The 18,586-nt window shown below is 66.5% G+C and carries 20 protein-coding genes; 5 read left to right on the forward strand and 15 right to left on the reverse strand.

Annotated features, from left to right (window positions below; all coding sequences use genetic code 11):
* Positions 1–6: 6 nt before the first annotated feature.
* Genes MTBLM5_RS10255 through hisB form a run of 6 tightly spaced genes read right to left on the reverse strand, consistent with a single transcriptional unit; the run spans position 7 to position 3,625 of the window.
* Complete coding sequence (locus MTBLM5_RS10255; RefSeq protein ID WP_173976026.1) at positions 7–333, reverse strand: phosphoribosyl-ATP diphosphatase; 327 nt, start codon at positions 331–333, stop codon at positions 7–9.
* Positions 330–1,106, reverse strand: coding sequence for an imidazole glycerol phosphate synthase subunit HisF (hisF, locus tag MTBLM5_RS10260; protein ID WP_173976027.1), 777 nt, complete (start codon positions 1,104–1,106; stop codon positions 330–332). Before hisF ends, MTBLM5_RS10255 begins: the two co-directional genes overlap by 4 nt.
* A gap of 6 nt (positions 1,107–1,112) precedes the next feature.
* A complete protein-coding gene (gene hisA, locus MTBLM5_RS10265; RefSeq protein WP_173976028.1) occupies positions 1,113–1,838 on the reverse strand; it encodes a 1-(5-phosphoribosyl)-5-[(5-phosphoribosylamino)methylideneamino]imidazole-4-carboxamide isomerase in 726 nt (241 codons plus the stop codon).
* A complete protein-coding gene (locus tag MTBLM5_RS10270; RefSeq protein ID WP_173976029.1) occupies positions 1,835–2,380 on the reverse strand; it encodes a methyltransferase domain-containing protein in 546 nt (181 codons plus the stop codon). Before MTBLM5_RS10270 ends, hisA begins: the two co-directional genes overlap by 4 nt.
* Positions 2,377–3,021 (reverse strand): imidazole glycerol phosphate synthase subunit HisH, encoded by a 645-nt coding sequence (gene hisH, locus MTBLM5_RS10275; protein ID WP_173976126.1) that lies wholly within the window; start codon positions 3,019–3,021, stop codon positions 2,377–2,379. Before hisH ends, MTBLM5_RS10270 begins: the two co-directional genes overlap by 4 nt.
* Before the next feature lie 4 nt (positions 3,022–3,025).
* The gene (gene hisB / locus MTBLM5_RS10280; RefSeq protein ID WP_173976030.1) at positions 3,026–3,625 is read right to left on the reverse strand and encodes an imidazoleglycerol-phosphate dehydratase HisB; all 600 of its coding nucleotides are present in this window, start codon (positions 3,623–3,625) and stop codon (positions 3,026–3,028) included.
* 119 nt (positions 3,626–3,744) lie between these two features.
* Here hisB and MTBLM5_RS10285 point away from each other — a divergent pair, with 119 nt between their 5' ends.
* The 3 genes from MTBLM5_RS10285 to hslU are packed head-to-tail and all read left to right on the forward strand — an operon-like array spanning position 3,745 to position 6,776.
* Entirely contained in the window at positions 3,745–4,905 is a 1,161-nt protein-coding gene (locus MTBLM5_RS10285; RefSeq protein WP_173976031.1) for an SGNH/GDSL hydrolase family protein, read from the forward strand.
* Positions 4,902–5,450: an ATP-dependent protease subunit HslV gene (gene hslV / locus MTBLM5_RS10290; RefSeq protein ID WP_173976032.1), complete on the forward strand. Its 549-nt coding sequence runs from the start codon at positions 4,902–4,904 to the stop codon at positions 5,448–5,450. The genes MTBLM5_RS10285 and hslV overlap by 4 nt, the downstream gene beginning before the upstream one ends.
* A gap of 3 nt (positions 5,451–5,453) precedes the next feature.
* On the forward strand, positions 5,454–6,776 hold the full coding sequence (hslU, locus tag MTBLM5_RS10295; protein ID WP_173976033.1) for an ATP-dependent protease ATPase subunit HslU: 1,323 nt from the start codon (positions 5,454–5,456) through the stop codon (positions 6,774–6,776).
* 49 nt (positions 6,777–6,825) lie between these two features.
* On the opposite strand, the gene MTBLM5_RS10300 is transcribed toward hslU, so the two are convergent.
* Positions 6,826–7,419, reverse strand: coding sequence for a YajG family lipoprotein (locus tag MTBLM5_RS10300; RefSeq protein ID WP_173976034.1), 594 nt, complete (start codon positions 7,417–7,419; stop codon positions 6,826–6,828).
* Positions 7,416–8,021: a YajG family lipoprotein gene (locus MTBLM5_RS10305; protein ID WP_173976035.1), complete on the reverse strand. Its 606-nt coding sequence runs from the start codon at positions 8,019–8,021 to the stop codon at positions 7,416–7,418. Before MTBLM5_RS10305 ends, MTBLM5_RS10300 begins: the two co-directional genes overlap by 4 nt.
* A 126-nt stretch (positions 8,022–8,147) precedes the next feature.
* On the opposite strand from MTBLM5_RS10305, the gene MTBLM5_RS10310 reads away from it, so the two are divergent.
* The gene (locus MTBLM5_RS10310; protein ID WP_173976036.1) at positions 8,148–9,488 is read left to right on the forward strand and encodes a hypothetical protein; all 1,341 of its coding nucleotides are present in this window, start codon (positions 8,148–8,150) and stop codon (positions 9,486–9,488) included.
* Positions 9,489–9,492: 4 nt separating this feature from the next.
* Here MTBLM5_RS10310 and MTBLM5_RS10315 read toward each other — a convergent pair whose 3' ends face one another.
* A complete protein-coding gene (locus tag MTBLM5_RS10315; protein ID WP_173976037.1) occupies positions 9,493–10,032 on the reverse strand; it encodes a hypothetical protein in 540 nt (179 codons plus the stop codon).
* Between the two features lie 186 nt (positions 10,033–10,218).
* Between MTBLM5_RS10315 and MTBLM5_RS10320 the strand changes: the two genes are divergently transcribed.
* Positions 10,219–10,773 carry a Crp/Fnr family transcriptional regulator gene (locus MTBLM5_RS10320; protein ID WP_173976038.1) on the forward strand — a complete coding sequence of 185 codons (555 nt, stop codon included), beginning with the start codon at positions 10,219–10,221 and terminating at the stop codon, positions 10,771–10,773.
* Here MTBLM5_RS10320 and MTBLM5_RS10325 read toward each other — a convergent pair.
* From MTBLM5_RS10325 to MTBLM5_RS10350, 6 genes are read right to left on the reverse strand one after another with little or no spacing between them, the layout of a single operon-like run.
* Positions 10,766–11,806: a glycosyltransferase gene (locus MTBLM5_RS10325; RefSeq protein ID WP_173976039.1), complete on the reverse strand. Its 1,041-nt coding sequence runs from the start codon at positions 11,804–11,806 to the stop codon at positions 10,766–10,768. The genes MTBLM5_RS10320 and MTBLM5_RS10325 overlap by 8 nt on opposite strands.
* Before the next feature lie 4 nt (positions 11,807–11,810).
* Positions 11,811–12,563: a glycosyltransferase family 2 protein gene (locus tag MTBLM5_RS10330; RefSeq protein ID WP_173976040.1), complete on the reverse strand. Its 753-nt coding sequence runs from the start codon at positions 12,561–12,563 to the stop codon at positions 11,811–11,813.
* Positions 12,560–13,693, reverse strand: a complete 1,134-nt coding sequence (locus tag MTBLM5_RS10335) for a glycosyltransferase family 4 protein (protein ID WP_173976041.1) — start codon at positions 13,691–13,693, stop codon at positions 12,560–12,562. The genes MTBLM5_RS10330 and MTBLM5_RS10335 overlap by 4 nt, the downstream gene beginning before the upstream one ends.
* A gap of 3 nt (positions 13,694–13,696) precedes the next feature.
* The gene (locus MTBLM5_RS10340; RefSeq protein ID WP_254430985.1) at positions 13,697–14,428 is read right to left on the reverse strand and encodes a polysaccharide deacetylase family protein; all 732 of its coding nucleotides are present in this window, start codon (positions 14,426–14,428) and stop codon (positions 13,697–13,699) included.
* A 44-nt stretch (positions 14,429–14,472) separates the two neighbouring features.
* Positions 14,473–17,292, reverse strand: coding sequence for a glycosyltransferase (locus MTBLM5_RS19130; protein WP_173976042.1), 2,820 nt, complete (start codon positions 17,290–17,292; stop codon positions 14,473–14,475).
* The gene (locus MTBLM5_RS10350; protein WP_173976043.1) at positions 17,289–18,512 is read right to left on the reverse strand and encodes a DUF2478 domain-containing protein; all 1,224 of its coding nucleotides are present in this window, start codon (positions 18,510–18,512) and stop codon (positions 17,289–17,291) included. The genes MTBLM5_RS19130 and MTBLM5_RS10350 overlap by 4 nt, the downstream gene beginning before the upstream one ends.
* Positions 18,513–18,586 lie beyond the last annotated feature (74 nt).

Consider the following 18,586-nt stretch of genomic DNA (forward strand, 5'->3'; position numbering starts at 1 on the left):
GGCCTCCTATCCCTTGCGGCTGTTCTTCTCGTCGATGCCGGAAATGCCCTGGCGCTGGGCCAGTTCGGCCCACACCTGCCCGGGCGTCAGGCCGGCATCGGCCCACAGGACCAGCAGGTGGTACAAAAGGTCGGCACTTTCGGCGCAAATCCCCTCGGGTCCTTCCGACACGGCGGCGATGGCGGTTTCCAGTCCTTCCTCGCCGACCTTCTGGGCGATCTTCTTGCGGCCCTTGGCGAACAGCTTGGCGGTGTAGGAACTGTCCGGGTCGGCGCCCTGGCGGCCTTGGATGGTGGCGTAAAGCTGCTCGAGGATGCGGGCGTCCAGGCTCATGATTCGCTTCCTTCCACCGGACGGATGGGGATGCCGGCCTTGGCCATGTGCTCCTTGGCCTGGGCGATGGTGAAGGTGCCGAAATGGAAGATCGACGCCGCCAGAACGGCGGTGGCGTGGCCCTCGACGATGCCTTCCACCAGGTGGTCGAGCGTGCCGACGCCGCCCGAGGCGATCACCGGAATGGTCACGGCATCGGCCACCGCGCGGGTCAGCGGGATGTTGAAACCCTGCTTGGTGCCGTCGCGGTCCATCGAGGTCAGCAGGATTTCGCCCGCCCCATAAGAGGCCATGCGCCGGGCCCATTCCACCGCGTCGATGCCGGTGGGGTTGCGGCCGCCATGGGTGAAGATCTCGAACTTGTTGGGGCCGGTCTGCTTGGCGTCGATGGCCACCACGATGCACTGGCTGCCGAACTTTTCCGCCGCCTCGCGCACGAATTCAGGGCGGTGCACGGCGGCCGTGTTGATCGACACCTTGTCGGCTCCGGCCAGCAGAAGCTTGCGGATGTCCTCGGTCTGGCGCACGCCGCCGCCCACCGTCAGCGGCATGAAGCATTGTTCGGCGGTGCGGCGGACCACGTCATAGATGGTGTCGCGATTGTCCGAACTGGCGGTGATGTCCAGAAAGGTCAGTTCGTCGGCACCGGCGCGGTCGTAGATCTTGGCCTGCTCGACCGGATCGCCGGCATCGATCAGATCGACGAAGTTGACGCCCTTGACGACACGGCCGTCCTTGACGTCCAGGCAGGGGATGATGCGCATCTTGAGCATCGGTGGTTACTCCGCCAGCAGGGCGATGGCTTCGGCGACGTCGATGCGGCCGTCATAGATGGCGCGGCCGGAAATCACGCCGGCGATGCCCGACGACGCCACCGCCTTCAAGGCGCGCAGGTCATCCAGGCTGGACACCCCGCCCGAGGCGATCACCGGGGTCGAGATGGCCCGGGCCAGGGCGGCGGTGGCCTCGACATTGGGACCGGTCAGCACGCCGTCGCGGTCGATGTCGGTATAGATGATGGCCGCCGCACCGGCATCCTCGAACTTCAGGGCCAGTTCGGTGACGGTGATGTCGCTGGTCTCGGCCCAGCCTTCCACCGCGACGCGGCCGCCCTTGGCGTCGATGCCCACGGCGACGCGACCGGGGAAGCGCTTGCAGGCCTGCCTGACCAGGGCGGGATCGCGAAGGGCCACGGTCCCCAGGATCACCCGCGACAGGCCGCGGCTCAGCCAATCCTCGATGGTGGCCATGGTGCGGATGCCGCCGCCCAATTGGACCGGGACATCCACCGACTTCAGAATCTGCTCGACCGCGCCGGCATTGACCGGTCGGCCTGCGAAGGCGCCGTTCAGATCGACCACATGAATCCACTGGGCGCCGGCGGCGGCAAAGGACTTGGCCTGGGCGCCGGGATCGGTGTTGAACACCGTCGCCTCTTCCATCAGGCCCAGCTTCAGGCGCACGCAGGCGCCGTCCTTCAAGTCGATGGCGGGAAACAGGATCATGATGCTTGCTCTCCTTGGCGTTCGACCAGCACCCAGAAGCCGTGGGGGATGCGGGTGAACTGAATCAATTCGAACCGGGCCAGCAGGCGGGGCAGCCACCAGGCCGGGCCTTCCTGGATCAGATGGGCGTTGCGGCCGTCGGGCAGCACGCGCCGGGCCTGGCCGGTATGGACGGTGAACAGCCCGAAGCGGCGGGTGACGCGGGCCAGATCGTCCAGCACATTGTCCAGAAGCTCCGGCTCGATATGTTCCAGCACGTCGATGCAGGTGACGAAATCGTGCGGGGCCGGCGGGGTCGCCCATTCCGGCCGGGACGGCTCGTAGGGGGTGACGATCGGCGGAATCTTCATCAGCTTCAGCAATTCCTGGCCCAGCCGGCCCTTGCCCGCGCCGTAATCCAGCAGGTGGGTGGCGTCGAGGCGGCCGATCATCTCGACCACCAGCGGGGCCATCGCCACCGAGGCCATGCCGTAATCGGGATTGTCCTCGTGCAGCTTCTGCTGAAGCTTGCGGTATTCCTCGGTGATGACCGGACCGGTCACGGCGTCCACCGCAGGAAATTGGCGATCACCTTCAGGCCGGTGGCCTGGCTTTTTTCCGGGTGGAACTGGGTGCCGACCACCGAGCCGGCCCCGACCATGGCGGTGACCGGCCCGCCGTAATCGACGCGGGCCAATTGTTCGGCCGGGTTGGCGCAGGCGAAGCGGTAGGAATGGACGAAATAGGCGTGCGGATTGTCCGGCAGGCCGTCCAGCAGCGGATGGCGGCCGGGCACGAAGGCCAGTTCGTTCCAGCCCATGTGCGGCACCTTCAGGGCCGGGTCGGACGGCGTGATCGGCAGCACCTCGCCCTTGATCCAGTCCAGGCCCTGGTGGGTGCCGTGTTCGCGGCCGATGGTGGCCAGCAATTGCATGCCGACGCAGATGCCAAAGAACGGCCGGGCCTTGACCATGGCGTGCTGGCGCATGGCCTCCACCATGCCGGGCAGGGCTTCCAGGCCGGCCTTGCAATCGGCGAAGGCGCCGACGCCCGGCAGCACCACGCGGTCGGCCGCCGCCACCATGTCGGCGTCGGCGGTGACGGTGACGGTGGCGCGCAGGCCTTCCTCGGCGATCACCCGCTCGAAGGCCTTGGCGGCCGAACGCAGATTGCCCGAGCCGTAATCGACGATGGCGACCTTCATCACCTTACAACGACCCCCCCAGAACGCCCTTGGTCGACGGCACCGCGTCGGCCTTGCGGGGGTCGATCTCGATGGCCTGGCGCAACGCCCGGGCCAAGGCCTTGAAGCAGCTTTCGACGATGTGGTGGTTGTTCTCGCCGTACAGGCATTCGACGTGCAGGGTCGCGCCCGCCGCCTGGGCGAAGGCCTGGAACCATTCCTTGAACAGTTCGGTATCCATGTCGCCCAGCTTGTCGCGGCCGAAATCCACCCGCCACACCAGATAGGGGCGGTTGGACAGGTCGATGGCGACGCGGGTCAAGGTCTCGTCCATCGGGATCAAGGCCTGGCCATAGCGGGTGATGCCCTTGCGATCGCCCAGGGCCTGGGCGACGGCCTGGCCGATGGCGATGCCGGCATCCTCGGTGGTGTGGTGGGCGTCGATATGCAGGTCGCCGTCGGCGTTGACCGTCAGGTCGATCAGCGAATGGCGCGACAATTGCTCCAGCATATGGTCCAGGAACCCGATGCCGGTATCGACGGAATAGGAACCGGAGCCATCCAGGTCGATGGTGACGCCGATGCTGGTTTCGGTGGTCTTGCGCTCGATGGTGGCCCTGCGCATATGGCCCTCCTTGCTGATGATGACGGTTTAGCAGGAACCAGAGGGCGATGAAAGCGCCAGGGTGGACTTTCCGCCATCAAGAAGGTAGGCAGAGAGGCCAGGACCGGGAGACGAACAAGATGATCGGGCTGTTCAAGCGGGTCTTCACTGCCGCCGCCGTGCTGCTGCTGAACGTGGTGGTGCTGATCGCCGCCGCCGAGTGGGGGGCCAAGGCGGTGCTGAAGATGGCACGCGACGCCAGGCCGGCTTATATGCCGACCTACAGCGACGCCGAATATTCCAAGCTTTACGGCACCGACGACCCGGCCAAGTACCGCGAGATCAGCACCGAGAGCTGGCGCATGGGCGACACCATCTACAGCCCGTTCGTCGAATATCGCATGACCCCCTATCAGGGGAAGCACTTCACCATCACCGAACAGGGGTTCCGCCCCAACGATCAGGCGCCGCAGGACCTGGCGAGGCCGGGGCGCAAGGTGTTCGTGTTCGGCGGCTCGACCACCATGGGGTCGGGGGTGGCCAATTCGGAAACCATCCCGGCGGCCATCGAGCGGGCCCTGCAGGCGGCCGGCCTGACCGACGTGCAGGTGTTCAATTTCGGCGTGGTGTCGTATTTCTCGACCCAGGAGCGCATCGCCCTCGAGCGCCTGCTGACCGCGGGCATCAAGCCCGATGTCGCGGTGTTCATCGACGGTCTCAACGATTTCTATTACTGCACCATCCCCGACCAGAGCTCGTGGAACGAGCGGCTGGTCCAGCTGACCTCGGCGCGGTCGCGCCAGCCGTTGGTGCTGGAGATCGCCAACCGCTCGAACGTCGTGCAGCTGGCCCGCCATCTGGGCGGCGACAAGTCGGTGACGGTTCGCGAATGGGGCAGCTTCTGCCAGTCCGACGCCGACGTCGCCGGCGTGGTCCAGCGGCTCGACACCAACCGCCGCATCCTGGACGGCATGGCCGAGCGGCTGGGGTTCGAGCTGATCCTCGTGCAGCAGCCGGTGCCGACCTATCATTACGACAATGCCAAGCGGGTGGTGCCGGTTACCGACGAGATGCTGGGCTATCACGCCAACGCCCGGCGCGGCTATCCGATGATGGCGGCGATGCGGGACATGGGCAGCTTGTGGACCCGCAACCTTCTGTGGCTGGCCGAGCTGGAACCGGCCGCCGCCAACGCCTATGTCGACATGGTCCATTACAGCCCGGCCTTCAACGACATCATCGGCCGGACCATCGCCGACGAGATCGTCAAGCGCGGCATCAAGGAAAGACAGAAGCCATGAGCGAATCCCAAACCCTTCCCTCGTGGCACGGCACCACCATCTTGTGCGTCCGAAAGGACGGCCGGGTGGTGATCGGTGGCGACGGCCAGGTCAGCCTGGGGGCGACGGTGATCAAGGGCAATGCCCGCAAGGTCCGCAAGATCGGCGAGGGCTCGATCCTGGTCGGCTTCGCCGGCGCCACCGCCGACGCCTTCACCTTGCTGGAACGCCTGGAAGGCAAGCTGGAAAAGCATCCCGGCCAGCTGACCCGGGCCTGTGTCGAGCTGGCCAAGGATTGGCGCACCGACCGGTACTTGCGCCGGCTGGAGGCGATGATGGCGGTGGCCGATGCCGAGGTGTCGCTGGTGCTGACCGGCCAGGGCGACGTGCTGGAACCGGAAGACGGCATCATCGCCATCGGCTCGGGCGGCAATTACGCCCTGTCGGCGGCGCGCGCCCTGATCGACACCGAGCTGGACGCCGAGGCCATCGTCCGGAAATCCATGAAGATCGCCGCCGACATCTGCGTCTACACCAACAGCAATCTTATCGTCGAAAGCCTGTAAGCCATGAGCGCGTCAGCCTTTTCCCCGCGTGAGATCGTCTCGGAGCTCGACCGCCACATTGTCGGCCAGCTTGAGGCCAAGCGCGCCGTCGCCATCGCACTTCGCAATCGCTGGCGCCGCCAGCAATTGTCCGACGCGCTGCGCGAAGAGGTGCTGCCCAAGAACATCTTGATGATCGGCCCGACCGGGGTCGGCAAGACCGAGATCGCCCGCCGCCTGGCCCGCCTGGCCCAGGCGCCGTTCCTGAAGGTCGAGGCCACCAAGTTCACCGAAGTCGGCTATGTCGGCCGCGACGTCGAACAGATCGTGCGCGATCTGGTGGAAATCTCGATCCACATGACGCGCGAGCGGCTGAAGAAGCAGGTGACCGCCAAGGCCGACCTGGCCGCCGAGGAACGCCTGCTGGACGTGCTGGTCGGCGAGACCGCCAGCCCCGACACCCGCCAGAAATTCAGGAAGATGCTGCGCGAAGGCACGCTGGACGACCGCGAGGTGGAAATCCAGGTGGCCGATACCGCCACCGGCATGCCGACCTTCGACATCCCCGGCGTGCCCGGGGCCAGCATGGGCATGCTGAATCTGTCGGATATGCTGGGCAAGGCGTTCGGCAACCGCACCAAGCCCAGGAAGATGCGGGTCAAGGACGCCCTGGCGGTGTTGCTGTCGGAAGAATCCGACAAGTTGCTGGACCAGGAAGCGGTGGTGAAGGACGCCATCGCCGCGGTCGAGAATCATGGCATCGTCTTCCTGGACGAGATCGACAAGATCTGCGCGCGCTCGTCTGAAACCCATGTCGGCGGCGACGTGTCGCGGGAAGGCGTTCAGCGCGACCTACTGCCGCTGATCGAGGGCACCACGGTCACCACCAAGCACGGTAACGTCAAGACCGACCATGTGCTGTTCATCGCCTCGGGGGCCTTCCACCTGGCCAAGCCGTCCGACCTGTTGCCCGAACTGCAGGGCCGTCTGCCGATTCGGGTCGAGCTGAAGGCTTTGTCGGTCGAGGATCTGAAGCGCATCCTGACCGAACCGGAAGCCTCGCTGTTGAAGCAATATGTCGCGCTTTTGGCGACGGAAGAGGTGGATTTGTCCTTCACCGACGGCGCCATCGATGCCATCGCCGAGTTGGCCGCCGACATCAACCGCACGGTCGAGAATATCGGCGCCCGGCGGCTGCAGACGGTGATGGAGCGCCTTTTGGAAGAGATCAGCTTCACCGCCCCCGACCAGCCGCCCGGCACCAAGGTCGAGATCGACGCCGATTTGGTGAAAACCCGCGTCGGCGAACTGGCAAAAAAGACCGATCTGGCGAAGTTTATTCTTTGACGGGATTTCCGTGCCAGGGGCGGCGGCCCCGGGCCGGATTTCACCAAACTCAGCGCCGGTTCGCCGCGAACAGGGCCTGGATCAGGCGGTCATCGTCGGCCATGTCGCGGATGGTCTTGGCCAGAATCTTTTCCAACTGCTCTTTGCCTTCGTCGTAATTGCCGATGAAGACGGAATTGGTCGCGTCTTCCTTCGCTTGGTAGGCTTTGGAATACAAGATGTCGCCTTTGGCGCTCAGGACGGTGGCTTTCAGCTTGGCGTCCCCGGTCACGGCGGTCCGTGCCAGGTACCAGATGGCGCGGCTATCCGCCCGCTCGATATCGACCAGCAGAAAGGCCGGTCCTTCATCAAGGCGATAGCCGCGTGCCAAGAATTCCGCCTCGATGGTGGCGGCGATCCGGCCGTCGATCGGTTGGTTGGGAATGACCATGAACTTCGTTTCAGGGGACGCATAAGACGACCCGTAGCCGATATTGGTGCGGTCGATCCGTTTGTCGGCGACCGAAACCTTGAGGCCGACATTTTCGGCGCCACCTTGTTTCGTCCGGGCGCCGGGGGGCGGCAACGCCAAATCGGTCATGTGGGTGCGGACGCAGCCGGTTACGGCCAACGCCGCGGCAAGGATCAGCCACGAGAACTTCATGACGGGGTCCCCCGGTTGGCGGCGATCAACGCCTGGATCAAACGGTCGTCGTCGATCATTTCCTGGATCAGGCCGGCGACCACCTTCTGTAGCCGGTAGGCCCCCTGCTCGACCGTGTCCAGAGTCCAGTACTCGCCTTGTCCGGTTTCCTTGCGCTGGTAAATCTTCTGGTGCCTGGTGGCGCCGTCTGCTCCCATGACCATGGCCGACAAAGCCGCTTCCGCCACGACGCCGACCCTGAAGTTGCTGATGTCGGTCGCGCTGTCGAGCTTGAGGATGTCGACCAGGAGATAGGCCGGGCCGTCCAAGCGGTTGACGCCGCGCGCCCGGAGCTCGGCTTCTACCCGCTGTTTAATGGCGTCTTGTGGATTGTTTGTCGATTGCACGACGAAACGATGAAGATCGCTATTCGCCGCCTGGGCGCGGCCAATATTGGTCTTGTCGGTTCGTTTGTCGATGACCGAGATGTTCACGCCGACCATCTGCGCCCAACTGGCACCGTTCCGGCTTTCGGGACCGGGTGGGGTGAACTCGACCGTCCGCGTGCGGACGCAGCCGCTGACGGCCAGTGTTATCAAGATCGACAACAGAATCGCGCGCATCGAGCCCCCCAGGAACCTACCCTTGCAGCATGATAATTGGTCCGTTGCGACCGATAAAGCGTCATCGTAGAGTCCTTCAGCAATAGCTCGCTGAAAGGTGTCTCCTTGTCGAAGGGGCAATACACGATGGGCCATGTTCTGAATGGGGTGGCGACGGCGCTACTGGTGGTGTTGCTGGCGCCACGAATGCCGCAGGCGGCCGGGGCCGATTGCCTGGCCGGCGCTCCGGCCGGGTTGAATTTCCACTGGTCCGCCCTTTGCGACAGCCCAGAGAACGATCGCGTCCTGCACCGGATGCGCGCGGGGCAGGCGGCGTTCGTCGCCGGCCACTTTCACCACGCCGAGGAGCAGTTAGACGCGACCCTGGATGCCATCGAGGCGATCTATGCCGACAACGAGGCCGCGAACAAGGCACGTTCCGTTTATCACTCCGAAAAATCGAAGGATTTCAAGGGCGAGCCGTTCGAGCGGGTGATGGCCTATTACTACCGGGGCCTGCTTTATACCTTCGCCGGCGATTGGGGCAACGCACGGGCCGCCTTCAAGGGCGGTGTGCTGCAGGACACCTTCGCAGCGCAGGAGCGGCACCGCGCCGACGTGGCCTCGCTGGTCTGGCTGGAAGGTTGGGCCAACCGCTGCCAGGGAAACAATGTGGCCGCCGAGACGTTGTTCGCCGAAGCCCGAGCGCTTCGGCCCGGCCTGAAGCCGCCGGCCGACAACGCCAACCTGCTGATCGTGGCGGAGCCGGGGACCGGGCCGCGCAAGTTCTCCAGCGGGTCCTACAATGAAATATTGGGCTTCCGCGAAGGCGGGCGCGGCAATGACCGGCTGGTGGTGGCCATCGGCGGTACCCGCGTCGAGATGACCGAAGCCGAGGACGTGTTCTTCCAGGCCATCACCCGTGGCGGCCGCGAAATGGACAAGATTCTGGTAGAAAAGGCCAAAGCCAAGGAAGGCTCGGCCCAATTCGGCAATGCGGCCATGGCGGCGGGAATGGCCACGATGGCGGTCTCGAGCAGCCAGCGCAACGACAGCAATAGCGGCAGCCGCGCGGCCGCCGCCGCCGGCGGGGTGGGGCTGCTGATCGGCCTCTTGGCCCATGCCAACGCTGCAGCGATGAACCCGGAAGCCGACACCCGGACCTGGGATACGCTGCCCCACTCGATCTATTTGGCGGCGCTGCCGACCCCCGACGGCGGCTGGGCCGATCAGATCGACATTCTGGACGGGAACGGCATTTCGGTCCTGCCCGGCCGCGCCGGCCTGAAGACCGTCACCCATCCGACCTGTTCGCTGGCTTGGGTGGGCAGCGGCGGGCTGCTGCCTTCGCGCGTCATTCCGGCCGGAACCGACGTCACCCCACTGCAGGCAAGCCCGGATGCTCCGATCTGTCGCACCGCCTCGGGGGCGGATAAGCCGTTGCCGCGCGACATCTGCCGCAGGATCGGTGGCACCCCTCGGGAATAGCCGTCTAAAGAAGCCCGTTTTCCTTCAATTGCCCGACCACCAATAACCAGTACGCCTCGAGGTCGGCGTTGTCGTACTGGTGCAAGCCGCTCTTCTCCGGAATGTCGGCCGACATCTGCCACACTTCCTTGTCCAATTTAGTGTCGAAGACACTGGTGACGACGGTGATGGTGCTGCGGCAGGTCGCCGTGCATCGGGTCTGCATGCGGTGGGGTTGGACGATCAGGAAGTGCCTGGGCGGGGTGCTTCCCGCCAATCCGGCGACCTTCCGATAGCCGTCCCTGGTGAAGTCCGGGTCGGCCACGGTCACCAGTTTGGGCGCGAACCCGTCGCCGCTGGCAAGCTTGGGCAATCCAGCTTGCGCGACTTTGGTGAATTCGGCCAACGCCTTATCGGCCTTCGCCCCCAGGGCGCCGGCCGGCGCATCGACGACCTTGGTCGATTTCAGGACAAGGGTGGCTCCAGCGATCCTCTCGTTGAAGTCAGGGGCCTTCACCACGCCGATCTTGGTCGGACCGCAGGCGGACAGCAGGGCCACGGCCAAGATGGCGACGGACTTCAATATGAACCGGCCCATAGCTTTCCCCTCTTCCGCCAGGTCTGGCGGCAAGACTCCCTCAAAGCGTGCTGCGAATCCACCGCATTTTTGTCCACGGCCGTATCTGGTATAGACGGTGGGTGGCGGACGGGGCGAAGATTCGGGCGGGGCTATAGTGGCGTGATGGCGGAAATGAGCTTGCCCCTGTTGAACGCGCTTCCCGGCCGCATCGTTCGGCTTGTCGCCGGCCAGACCCTGTTTTCGGCCGGTCAAGCGCCAGAGGCGCTGTATCGCATCGACAAGGGGCTGGTCCGGCTGACCCGCGACGGTGCGACCATTCATCGTGCCGGACCCGGCGACCTGTTCGGCGAAGTCGGGCTGTTTCGTGCCACCTGGGACGCCACCGCCACCGCGATCGGGGCCACCACCGTCACCGCCTATCCCCGCCATGCCCTGCTGCTGGTGATGAAGGCCCATCCCGACCTGGCGGTCGGCTTCGCCGCCTGGATGGCCGCGCGGCTGGATCAGGCCCGCGCCGAGGCGGAAATCCTGCGGATCAAAGGCGCCGACGCCCGCATCCTGGCTGCCATCGCCCAGGCCGGCGGCCGGCTGGAATTGGACGGTCCGCTGCTGGCCTGGGCCGGCCAGCTGGGCCTGACCCACGAGGCGCTTTATCGCACGCTGAAACGCCTGGTCGCCCAAGGCCGCGTCGAACGAATCGGCCGGCGCGGCTTTCGGATCATTTGAGGCCGGCGATCCGTTCGAACTCGGCCGCCGCCTGGTCCCAGCCCCAATTGTTCTGCAATGCCAGGCAATCCCTGTGCATGGCCAGCCACAAGGAATCGTCGGTCAGCACCTTGATGGCATGGGCGACGAAGTCCTCGTCCGAGCCGGCGGCCCAGCCGGTGCGGCCTTCGACCACCCGTTCCTTCATGCAGGCGATGTCGCACAGCACCGTCGGCACGCCCATGGCCTGGGCTTCGGCCACCGCCGAGCAGAAAGTCTCGCCGATATCGCCGCGATAGAGCAGGGCGCGGGCTTGGGCCAGTTCGGTCACCAATTGCGCCTTGGGGACCGGGCCGCGCAGGATCACGCCCTGGCCGGCCAGCCCGGCGGCGCGGTCCAGCACCGGCCCCATGCGGCCGGCCTTGGCCGCGCCGGCCGCGCCATAGGTGGCCTGGCCCGCGAAGACGTGCAACTCGGCCGCCGGGACGTGCGGGCGGATGCGCGCCTCCCACAGATCCAGCAACCAATCGAGCGACCGCATCGGGTTCGAGGTGAAGGCCACCTTGGGCGGCGGCGCCGCCGTGCGTTCGCTCGCATGGCGGAACAGGTCGGTCAGGCCATAGGGAACGATCTCGCGCCCGCCGCAGAAGGCCCAGCCCGGATAGGTGCCGGCATGCGACGCCCCGGAAAACACGATGGTCGGCCGCCGCCAGGCCAGCTTCCACTGATAGCGCCACTTCAGCAGATATCCTGCCGGATTGTGGATCCAGAAGATCACCCGCTTGGCGTCGCGGCAGGCCTTCAGCAGCTTGTCGCCGCGATTGGGGATGTAAAGGTCGGCATTGTCGGGGATGCCCTGGGAGATGGGGCGCCAGGTCACCCCCTTGTGGGTGATCTCGGCCTCACACTTGTTGCAGACCAGCACCTCGTGGCCGCGCGCGGCCAGCGCGTTGGCCATCTCGATGAAGCTGGTCTCGGCGCCGCCCAGCGGGCGTTCTTCCAGGGTACGGCCGTCGAAGACGATGCCGTCGTCGGCCATGACGATACGGGCCATCAGATCAGTCCTTCTCGTGTTTGGCCTTCAGGTGCGACAGCATCGGATAAAGGGCCGCGCAGACCGCGATGATGAAGCCGTGGCCGCCTTCCTTCCACCCTTTGCGGCGGACATAGCATTTGAAGAAGCGGCTGACCATGCGCCTGGTGTTGGCGGCGGTGCCGCCCCAGGTCTCGCCCCGCTCGCGCAGGTCGCGGGCCTTGGCGGTGGAATAGGAATCCAGCCGGCGGATCATGTCCGAGATGTTGCGATCGACATAATGGTTCAGGCGGCAGGACAGCATCGGGCCTTTGGTGCCGGTCCAGCGCAGGCTGGGATGGACGCGGTCTCGGCCCCATACCTTGGCGCCCTTCTTGAACAGGCCGGGATAGGCCGCCTTGCCGTAGCTGGCGCCCCAGCCATGGCGGACCAGGCGGTCGCCGATGTAATTGTCGACCAGGATCTCGTGCCAGTCGAAGCGGCTGGTCTCGATGGTGCGGCGGATCTCGGCGGCCAGGTCGGCGGGGACGTGTTCGTCGGCATCGACTTCCAGGATCCAGTCGCCGGAACAGGCCTCGATGCCTTTATTGCGGCGGTCGCCCTCGATGTCCCAGCTGCCTTCGAGGGTCTTGGCGCCGAAGCGTTCGGCCACCGCCTTGGTGCCATCGGTGCACTTGTCGCACACCACCACCAGCTCGTCGGCGAAGGCCAGTTTTTCCAGGCAGGCGGCCAGGCGCGCTTCCTCGTTGTGGGCGACCACCAGGGCGGACAGCTTCATGGCTTCACGCTGACCCACGGGCGCGATCGGGCGCGGCGGATGGCGGTGCGATAGGTTTCCAGCGTCTGGCTCATGCGATGGTCGAAGCGCATCGCCTGCTCGGCCAGGCGCCGCGCATTGGCGGCGACGCGGGCGGCGGTTTCCCGGTCCTTGACCAGGCGGGCGATGGCGGCGGCCAGTTGGGTCGGCTCGGCCGGCGGCACCAGCCAGCCGGTCTGGCCATCCTTGACGATTTCGGGCACGCCGCCGACGGCGCAGGCGACCACCGGCTTGGCCGTCGCGAAGGCCTGGACGGCGACGCGGGGCTGGGCCTCGGTCAGGGACGGGATGACCACGCCGTCGCCGGTCTGCATCAGTTCCGATACGTCGTCGCGATAGCCCAGGAAGCGGACATCGACGTCCAGCCGCGCCGCCTGGTCCTTCAGACCCTGTTCGTATTCGGCGCTTTCGGCGGTGGCCGACCCGGCCAGCAAGGTGGTGAAGGTCAGGCCCTCGGCCTTCAACAGGCCCAGCGCGTCGATCAGGAAGTTCTGGCCCTTGTCGGGGCGCAGCATGCCGACGCAGACCAACACGAAGGCATCGTCGGCCAGCCCGATCTCGGACCGCAGGCGGGCGCGGGTCGCCACCGGGTCGGCCAGTTGGAAGAAGCGTTCATCGGCCCAGCCGCCGATCGAGGTCGATCGCGCCGGGTCGGCCAGGCCGATCTCGACCAGATGCTCACGGGTGCATTCGGCGACGGTGATGATGTGGTCCGACAACCGCCATTGCAGCCGCCGGACCCAGCCGGGCTTCAAGGGCTGATTGACATGGCGCGAGCGCACCAGCGCGCACAGATCCAGGCAGGCCAGTGCCGCCTTGGCGTCGCGGGTGACGTGGGCGTCGATCACCTCGATCTTGTGCTGGCGCACCAACCGGCGCATCGCCTGCACGGTCGAGGCCTTCCACGGCCGGTCGAAGTCGAAATCGATCACCGGCAGGCCCATGGCCTGGGCCCGCTTGAACGGCTCGCCGTCGGCGGGCGCCGCCAGCCATACCGCATGGCCGTTGGCCACCAGCCAGCGCACCTGCTCGATGGTCCGGTGTTCCATGCCGCCCCAATTGCGGCCGGGGATGGTGTGCAGGATGCGCATGGGTCAGACCAACATGAAACGGGTCCACCAGGGCTGGGCGGACAAAGGTTGCAGGGGGGCGGTCTTCAGGCCCTTGGCCGCCAGGCCTTCCAGCAGCAGGCGCATCAAGGTGACGGTGACGGCGGGTTTGTGGATGGCGCCCGGCCGCTCGTTGATCGGCTGGTCGTGCATCAAGAGGATCGAGCCGGGAAGCCGGGGATCGGCCATCAAACGGTCGACCTCGATGCCGCACTGGCGGACGACGTCGCCGGCATCGGTGCAGCGGGTGGAAATCAAGTGGTCCTCGGTCGAGGTGCCCCAATGGGCGAACTGGCAGCCCGGCTTCCATTGGGCCAGGGTGCGGTGGATGCGGGCATTGCGATAGCCGCCATTCTGCGGCAGCCGCACCAGATAGGGCGAAGGCGTCGGGCGGAAGCCCGACAGGAGCGATTCGGCCCGGGTCATGTCATCGACCAGGCGGACCGGGCCGGCCTTGTCCAGGCGGATATGGTCCCAGCCATGGGCATAGACCGGGTGGCCGCGACGGATGATGTCGGCGACCAGCGCCAAATGGCCTTCCATGCGGCAGCCCGACAGGAAGAAGGTGGCCATGGCGCCGTGGCTTTCCAGCAAATCCAGCAGCGCGGGCGTGGTGTCGGGCATCGGCGCGTCGTCGATGGTCAACGCCACGCTATCGGCGCCGGGCACGCGGCGCAGCACCGGAATCCACGCCCCCATCGACCAAGAAACACCCACCGATTCACCCTTTCATCGCATCGGGCCGCATCGTGCCATGTCGCTTAGGCCCTCGCCACATCCAACAGCACGGTGGCGGTCGCCTCGGCGCAGGAATCCCAGGTGAAGCCCCTGGCCCGCTCGATTCCGGCCTGTGACAGCTGCCGCCACAATTGGGGATCGTCCAGCAGACGGTCGATGGTGGCGGCCATATCGACTGGATCGCCGGGCGTCGAGTAAAGCGCCGCCGGGCCTGCGACCTCGGGCAGGGCGGCGGCCCGCGAGCACACCACCGGCAGCCCCGAGGCCATGGCCTCCAGCAGGGGATTGCCGAAGGTTTCCACCAGCGACGGGAAGACGAAGATTTGGGCCTGGCGGTAAAGCTCGGCCACCTCGGGTTGGGTCTTGCCGCCCAGGAAGGTGACGTGATCTTCGATCCCCAATTCGACCACCATCGCCTTCAGCCGGCTGAAATAGCCTTCGTCCAGCGGCCGTCCGGCGATCTGCAGGGAGATGTCCGGCCGGGTGCGGGCCTGAATCGCCACCGCCTTCAGCAAGGTCTCGAAGTTCTTCTGGACATAGATGTCCGACACCGCCAGCAGGCGGTGGGTGACGCGGAGGCCTTCGGTCGCGGGCGGCGAGAACAGCGGCGACACCCCGTGATGGATGACGTCCAGGCGGGAATCGCCTTCCATGCCGAAGGTTTCCAGGAAGTTCTCGGCGGCGTGGCGCGAGACCACGATGGCCCGCTCGGAGGCTCGGAACGACCATTCGGTGGTCAGCTTGACCGCCAGCCAGTAAAGGCGCTTGTCGAGCCGGCGGTCCATCGCCGACACTTCGAAAGCGTTGCGCAGCAGCAAGATGTTGCCTTTGCCGCGGATCGGTCCGTAATTGGCCGGCGAGAACACCGCCGTCGCGCCGATCCTGGCGGCCAGCCGGGGAATATCGACCTGCTCCTGCCAATAGACGGTCGCCAGGCGCGACACCGACGGCAGGACGTGAAGGGTCAAGCCGGCGGCCATGTCGCGGAATTGCCGTTCCTGGTCGGATTGGATCGCCACCTCGATCTTCAGCTGGGGATGGGCCGCCAGCCGGGGCAGGATGTTGGCGAGATAGGTGATGCCGCCGCCGCTTTTGGCATGAACCGCGTTGACCAGCACGGTATGGCGTTGCGGCGACACCGGGGCGCAACGGGTTGGCACGTCCCGGCGCAGGCGGTCGAGCACGCCCTGGACGTGATGCGACCAGGTGAAGCTGGCCAGGGCGCGGGCGCGGGCGTTGGCACCGACGCGGGCGCGCCACTCCGGATGGCTGCCGGCGTGGACCAGGGCGGCGGCCAGTTGATCGACATTGGCCGGCTCGATCAAGATGCCGACGGAATCGGGGAAAAGGTCGTCCTGGGCGGCCTGGGCGACGGGCGGCGAGCCGGCCATCATTTCCGAGATCTGGCCCAGCGCGCTGGCGATGGTGGGCCGTCCCATGCCCATATATTCGAACAATTTTGTCGGCGAGCCGAAGAATTCGGTTCCGTCGGAATTGGGAACGTGCGGGGCGATGAAAATGTCCGACGCCGCCAGCATGGCCGGCGCCTGGTGGGGCGGAACCAGGCCCGAGAAGGTGCACAGATGGCCAAGGCCAGCCTGTTGCAGGCGGGACTCGACCTCGGCGCGCGACATGCCGTCGCCGATGAACAACAGGTGCAGTCCAGACTGTTCCAGCCATTCCGGTTGCGATCGGGATAAGTGAATCAGAGCCTGGGCCAGAATCTCGGCACCATGCCACGGCCCGAATGTGCCGACGAAGGTGGCGACCACCGCATCGACGGGGATACCCAGCCGCCGCCTTTCCTGGGCCCGGTCGGCGGCGGTGAAGCGGGTGGGGTCGAATCGCTTCGGGTCGAACCCGTTGGGCTGGACATGGATGCGTTCGGGCTCGATGCCGCGGCCGATCAGTTCCTCGCGCAGGGGTTCCGAGACGGTGACGATGAGGTGGGCATGGCGCAGACAGGCCTCCTCGTTCAAGGTCGCCACCGTGCGGTTCTTCAGCCGCGCTCCCCAATGGTCGGCGATCCAGATCTCGGACCCGTTATATTCCAGCACCAGCGGTACACCCAGGCGCCGCGCCAGGCTGACCGCCGCCGAACTGCCCAGCGACAGGCGGTGGTAAAGGAAGGCGGGCCGGCGCCGGTTGTAATCCTTGATCCATCGCCTCAGCCGGGAGTCGTAGCGGTAATTGTTGACCTCGCGCGGGTAGGTGTAGCCGAACGGCAAGGGCACTCGAAGAATGGACAAGGCCGGGATGCCGGCCAGTTCCGGCGCCTCGGACGGCGAGACATAGGTTACCCGCAGGCCGTTCTCGTCAAGGCCCTGGATGACGCCGGCGGTGTGCGACACCGAACCGCCGGCCATGACCCCGGTCCACAGGTTGGTCTTCAGGTACAAGACCTCGTCGCTGTCGCCGTCGATGGTGACGGACTGACGGGGTGCGGCCGCCAGTTTGCGCAAACGGCCGCTCGATAGCGCCATCGCCAATCCGGCGCTGACGCTGTGCCAGCCCAGTTTCACGGCGGCAAGCACGACGCCGGGCCAGCCCAGCCGGGTCTGCTCGAAATTGGGGCCGAGCAGGATGACCCGGTTCGACCTGGGCAACAGGGCGATCAGGCGCAACATCGGCAGGAACGGCACCCAATCCCGGCTGGGGCAGGGCAGGAACACCCGGTCGAACGACATGGCCCGCACCTGGCGCAGGATGTCCAGGGTGCCGCGGCCGCGAATGTTCGAGACCACCAATGTCTCGACCGGGTTGCCCAGATGGGCCTCGATCTCGGCGACGGTGTCGCTGGTCAGGGGGTAATAGGTGATCAGGACGTCCGGGGTGTCGGTCACGGCCGCTCCTCCGGGCCGATCAGCGTGGCCTGGCGGCAATATCGCTTGAGGTCGCGCGCGCCGGCTCCTTCGGCGACGGCCCGGGCCAGGCCGTCGGGATCGGTGGCGACCAGCCCCGAGGTGACGCCGATTCCGTACTCGAACAGGCGAGGCGACAACGGCGCGCCGGGGCCGACCAGGGCGATGCGGGCGAAGGGGGCCAGGCGCAAAAGGTGGGCCAGGGTGCGGTTGGCCAGGGCCGAGGCGGTGACGATCACCGCTTCGGCCTGCGGCAGCAGCCAGTCGGCGGCTTCGGCGGGATATTGGCCCGGGCCGGGCCGGCGGTCGATGACCACAGCCCCCGGCAGCCGTTCGGCCAAGCCGGGAAAGGCGCCAATCACCACCATGCGGTCGGGGGCGCCCAGGCTGTCCAGGCCGTTGACGTCAAGGGCCGCCAGGTCGAAGCGGTTGGTGAAGGCGTTGGCCGCGGCGATGCCGACCGCTGCCGCCAACGGGTCCCAGCCCAGCATTCCTTGCGCCAGCTCGGCCAGCGGCCGGCCGGTCCAGCCGCCGGCGGCGCCGCGACAGACCGGGGCGGTCCGTTCCGGCGTCTGGGCCAGCCCGATGCCGTCGGGGCCTTCGACCATGATCCAGTTCAGCCCGACGATCACCCGCTTGGCATCGCCCGGACCCACGCTGTCCACCAGGTCGCGATACAGGTGGGTCGGTCCCCACCAGCGCCACAGGCTGGCCATGTCGGCGCCCAGCAAGCGGCCGCGGCCACCGGTGAAGGCGTGCCAGTCATCGACCAGGGCGGCCGGTACGGCGGTCAGCAGCGGCACGCATTGTTCCATGGCCAGCAGCATCTCGGCGGCCAGGCCGTCGCCGGCCTGTTCGGCCTTGGAAAACTTGTTGACCAACAGCAGGTCGACCTTCGCCTCGATGGCCCGGCGCAGCGGCGCCGACGCCTCGGCCAGGCCGGCCGGGTCCAGCGAGCACGAACGCGAGCCGCTTCCCAGCTTCTGGCGGATCGACAAGATCTCGCCGGTGGCGACGTCGGTCAGCTCCATGTCGGTCTTGCGGCCGTCTTCCCCGAAGCGGGTGGTCTGGATCATGCCGCCGATGGTGAAGCCGCGCGCCTGCAAGGCACGGGCGAACGCCGCCTGCAGCGCTTCCGGCTGGCGGTCGGGCGGATAGACGATGGCGCCGATCAGCGGCGGGGCCTGCAGGGGATCGATCATCGGTCTTGACCAAGCTTAAGACTCGTTTTCACTGCCTCACCCATATTAGGATTGTTCCTGCCGCGCAACGGCGC

The sequence above is a fragment of the Magnetospirillum sp. LM-5 genome (genome assembly GCF_902729445.1).
Classification (GTDB): Bacteria; Pseudomonadota; Alphaproteobacteria; order Rhodospirillales; family Magnetospirillaceae; genus Magnetospirillum.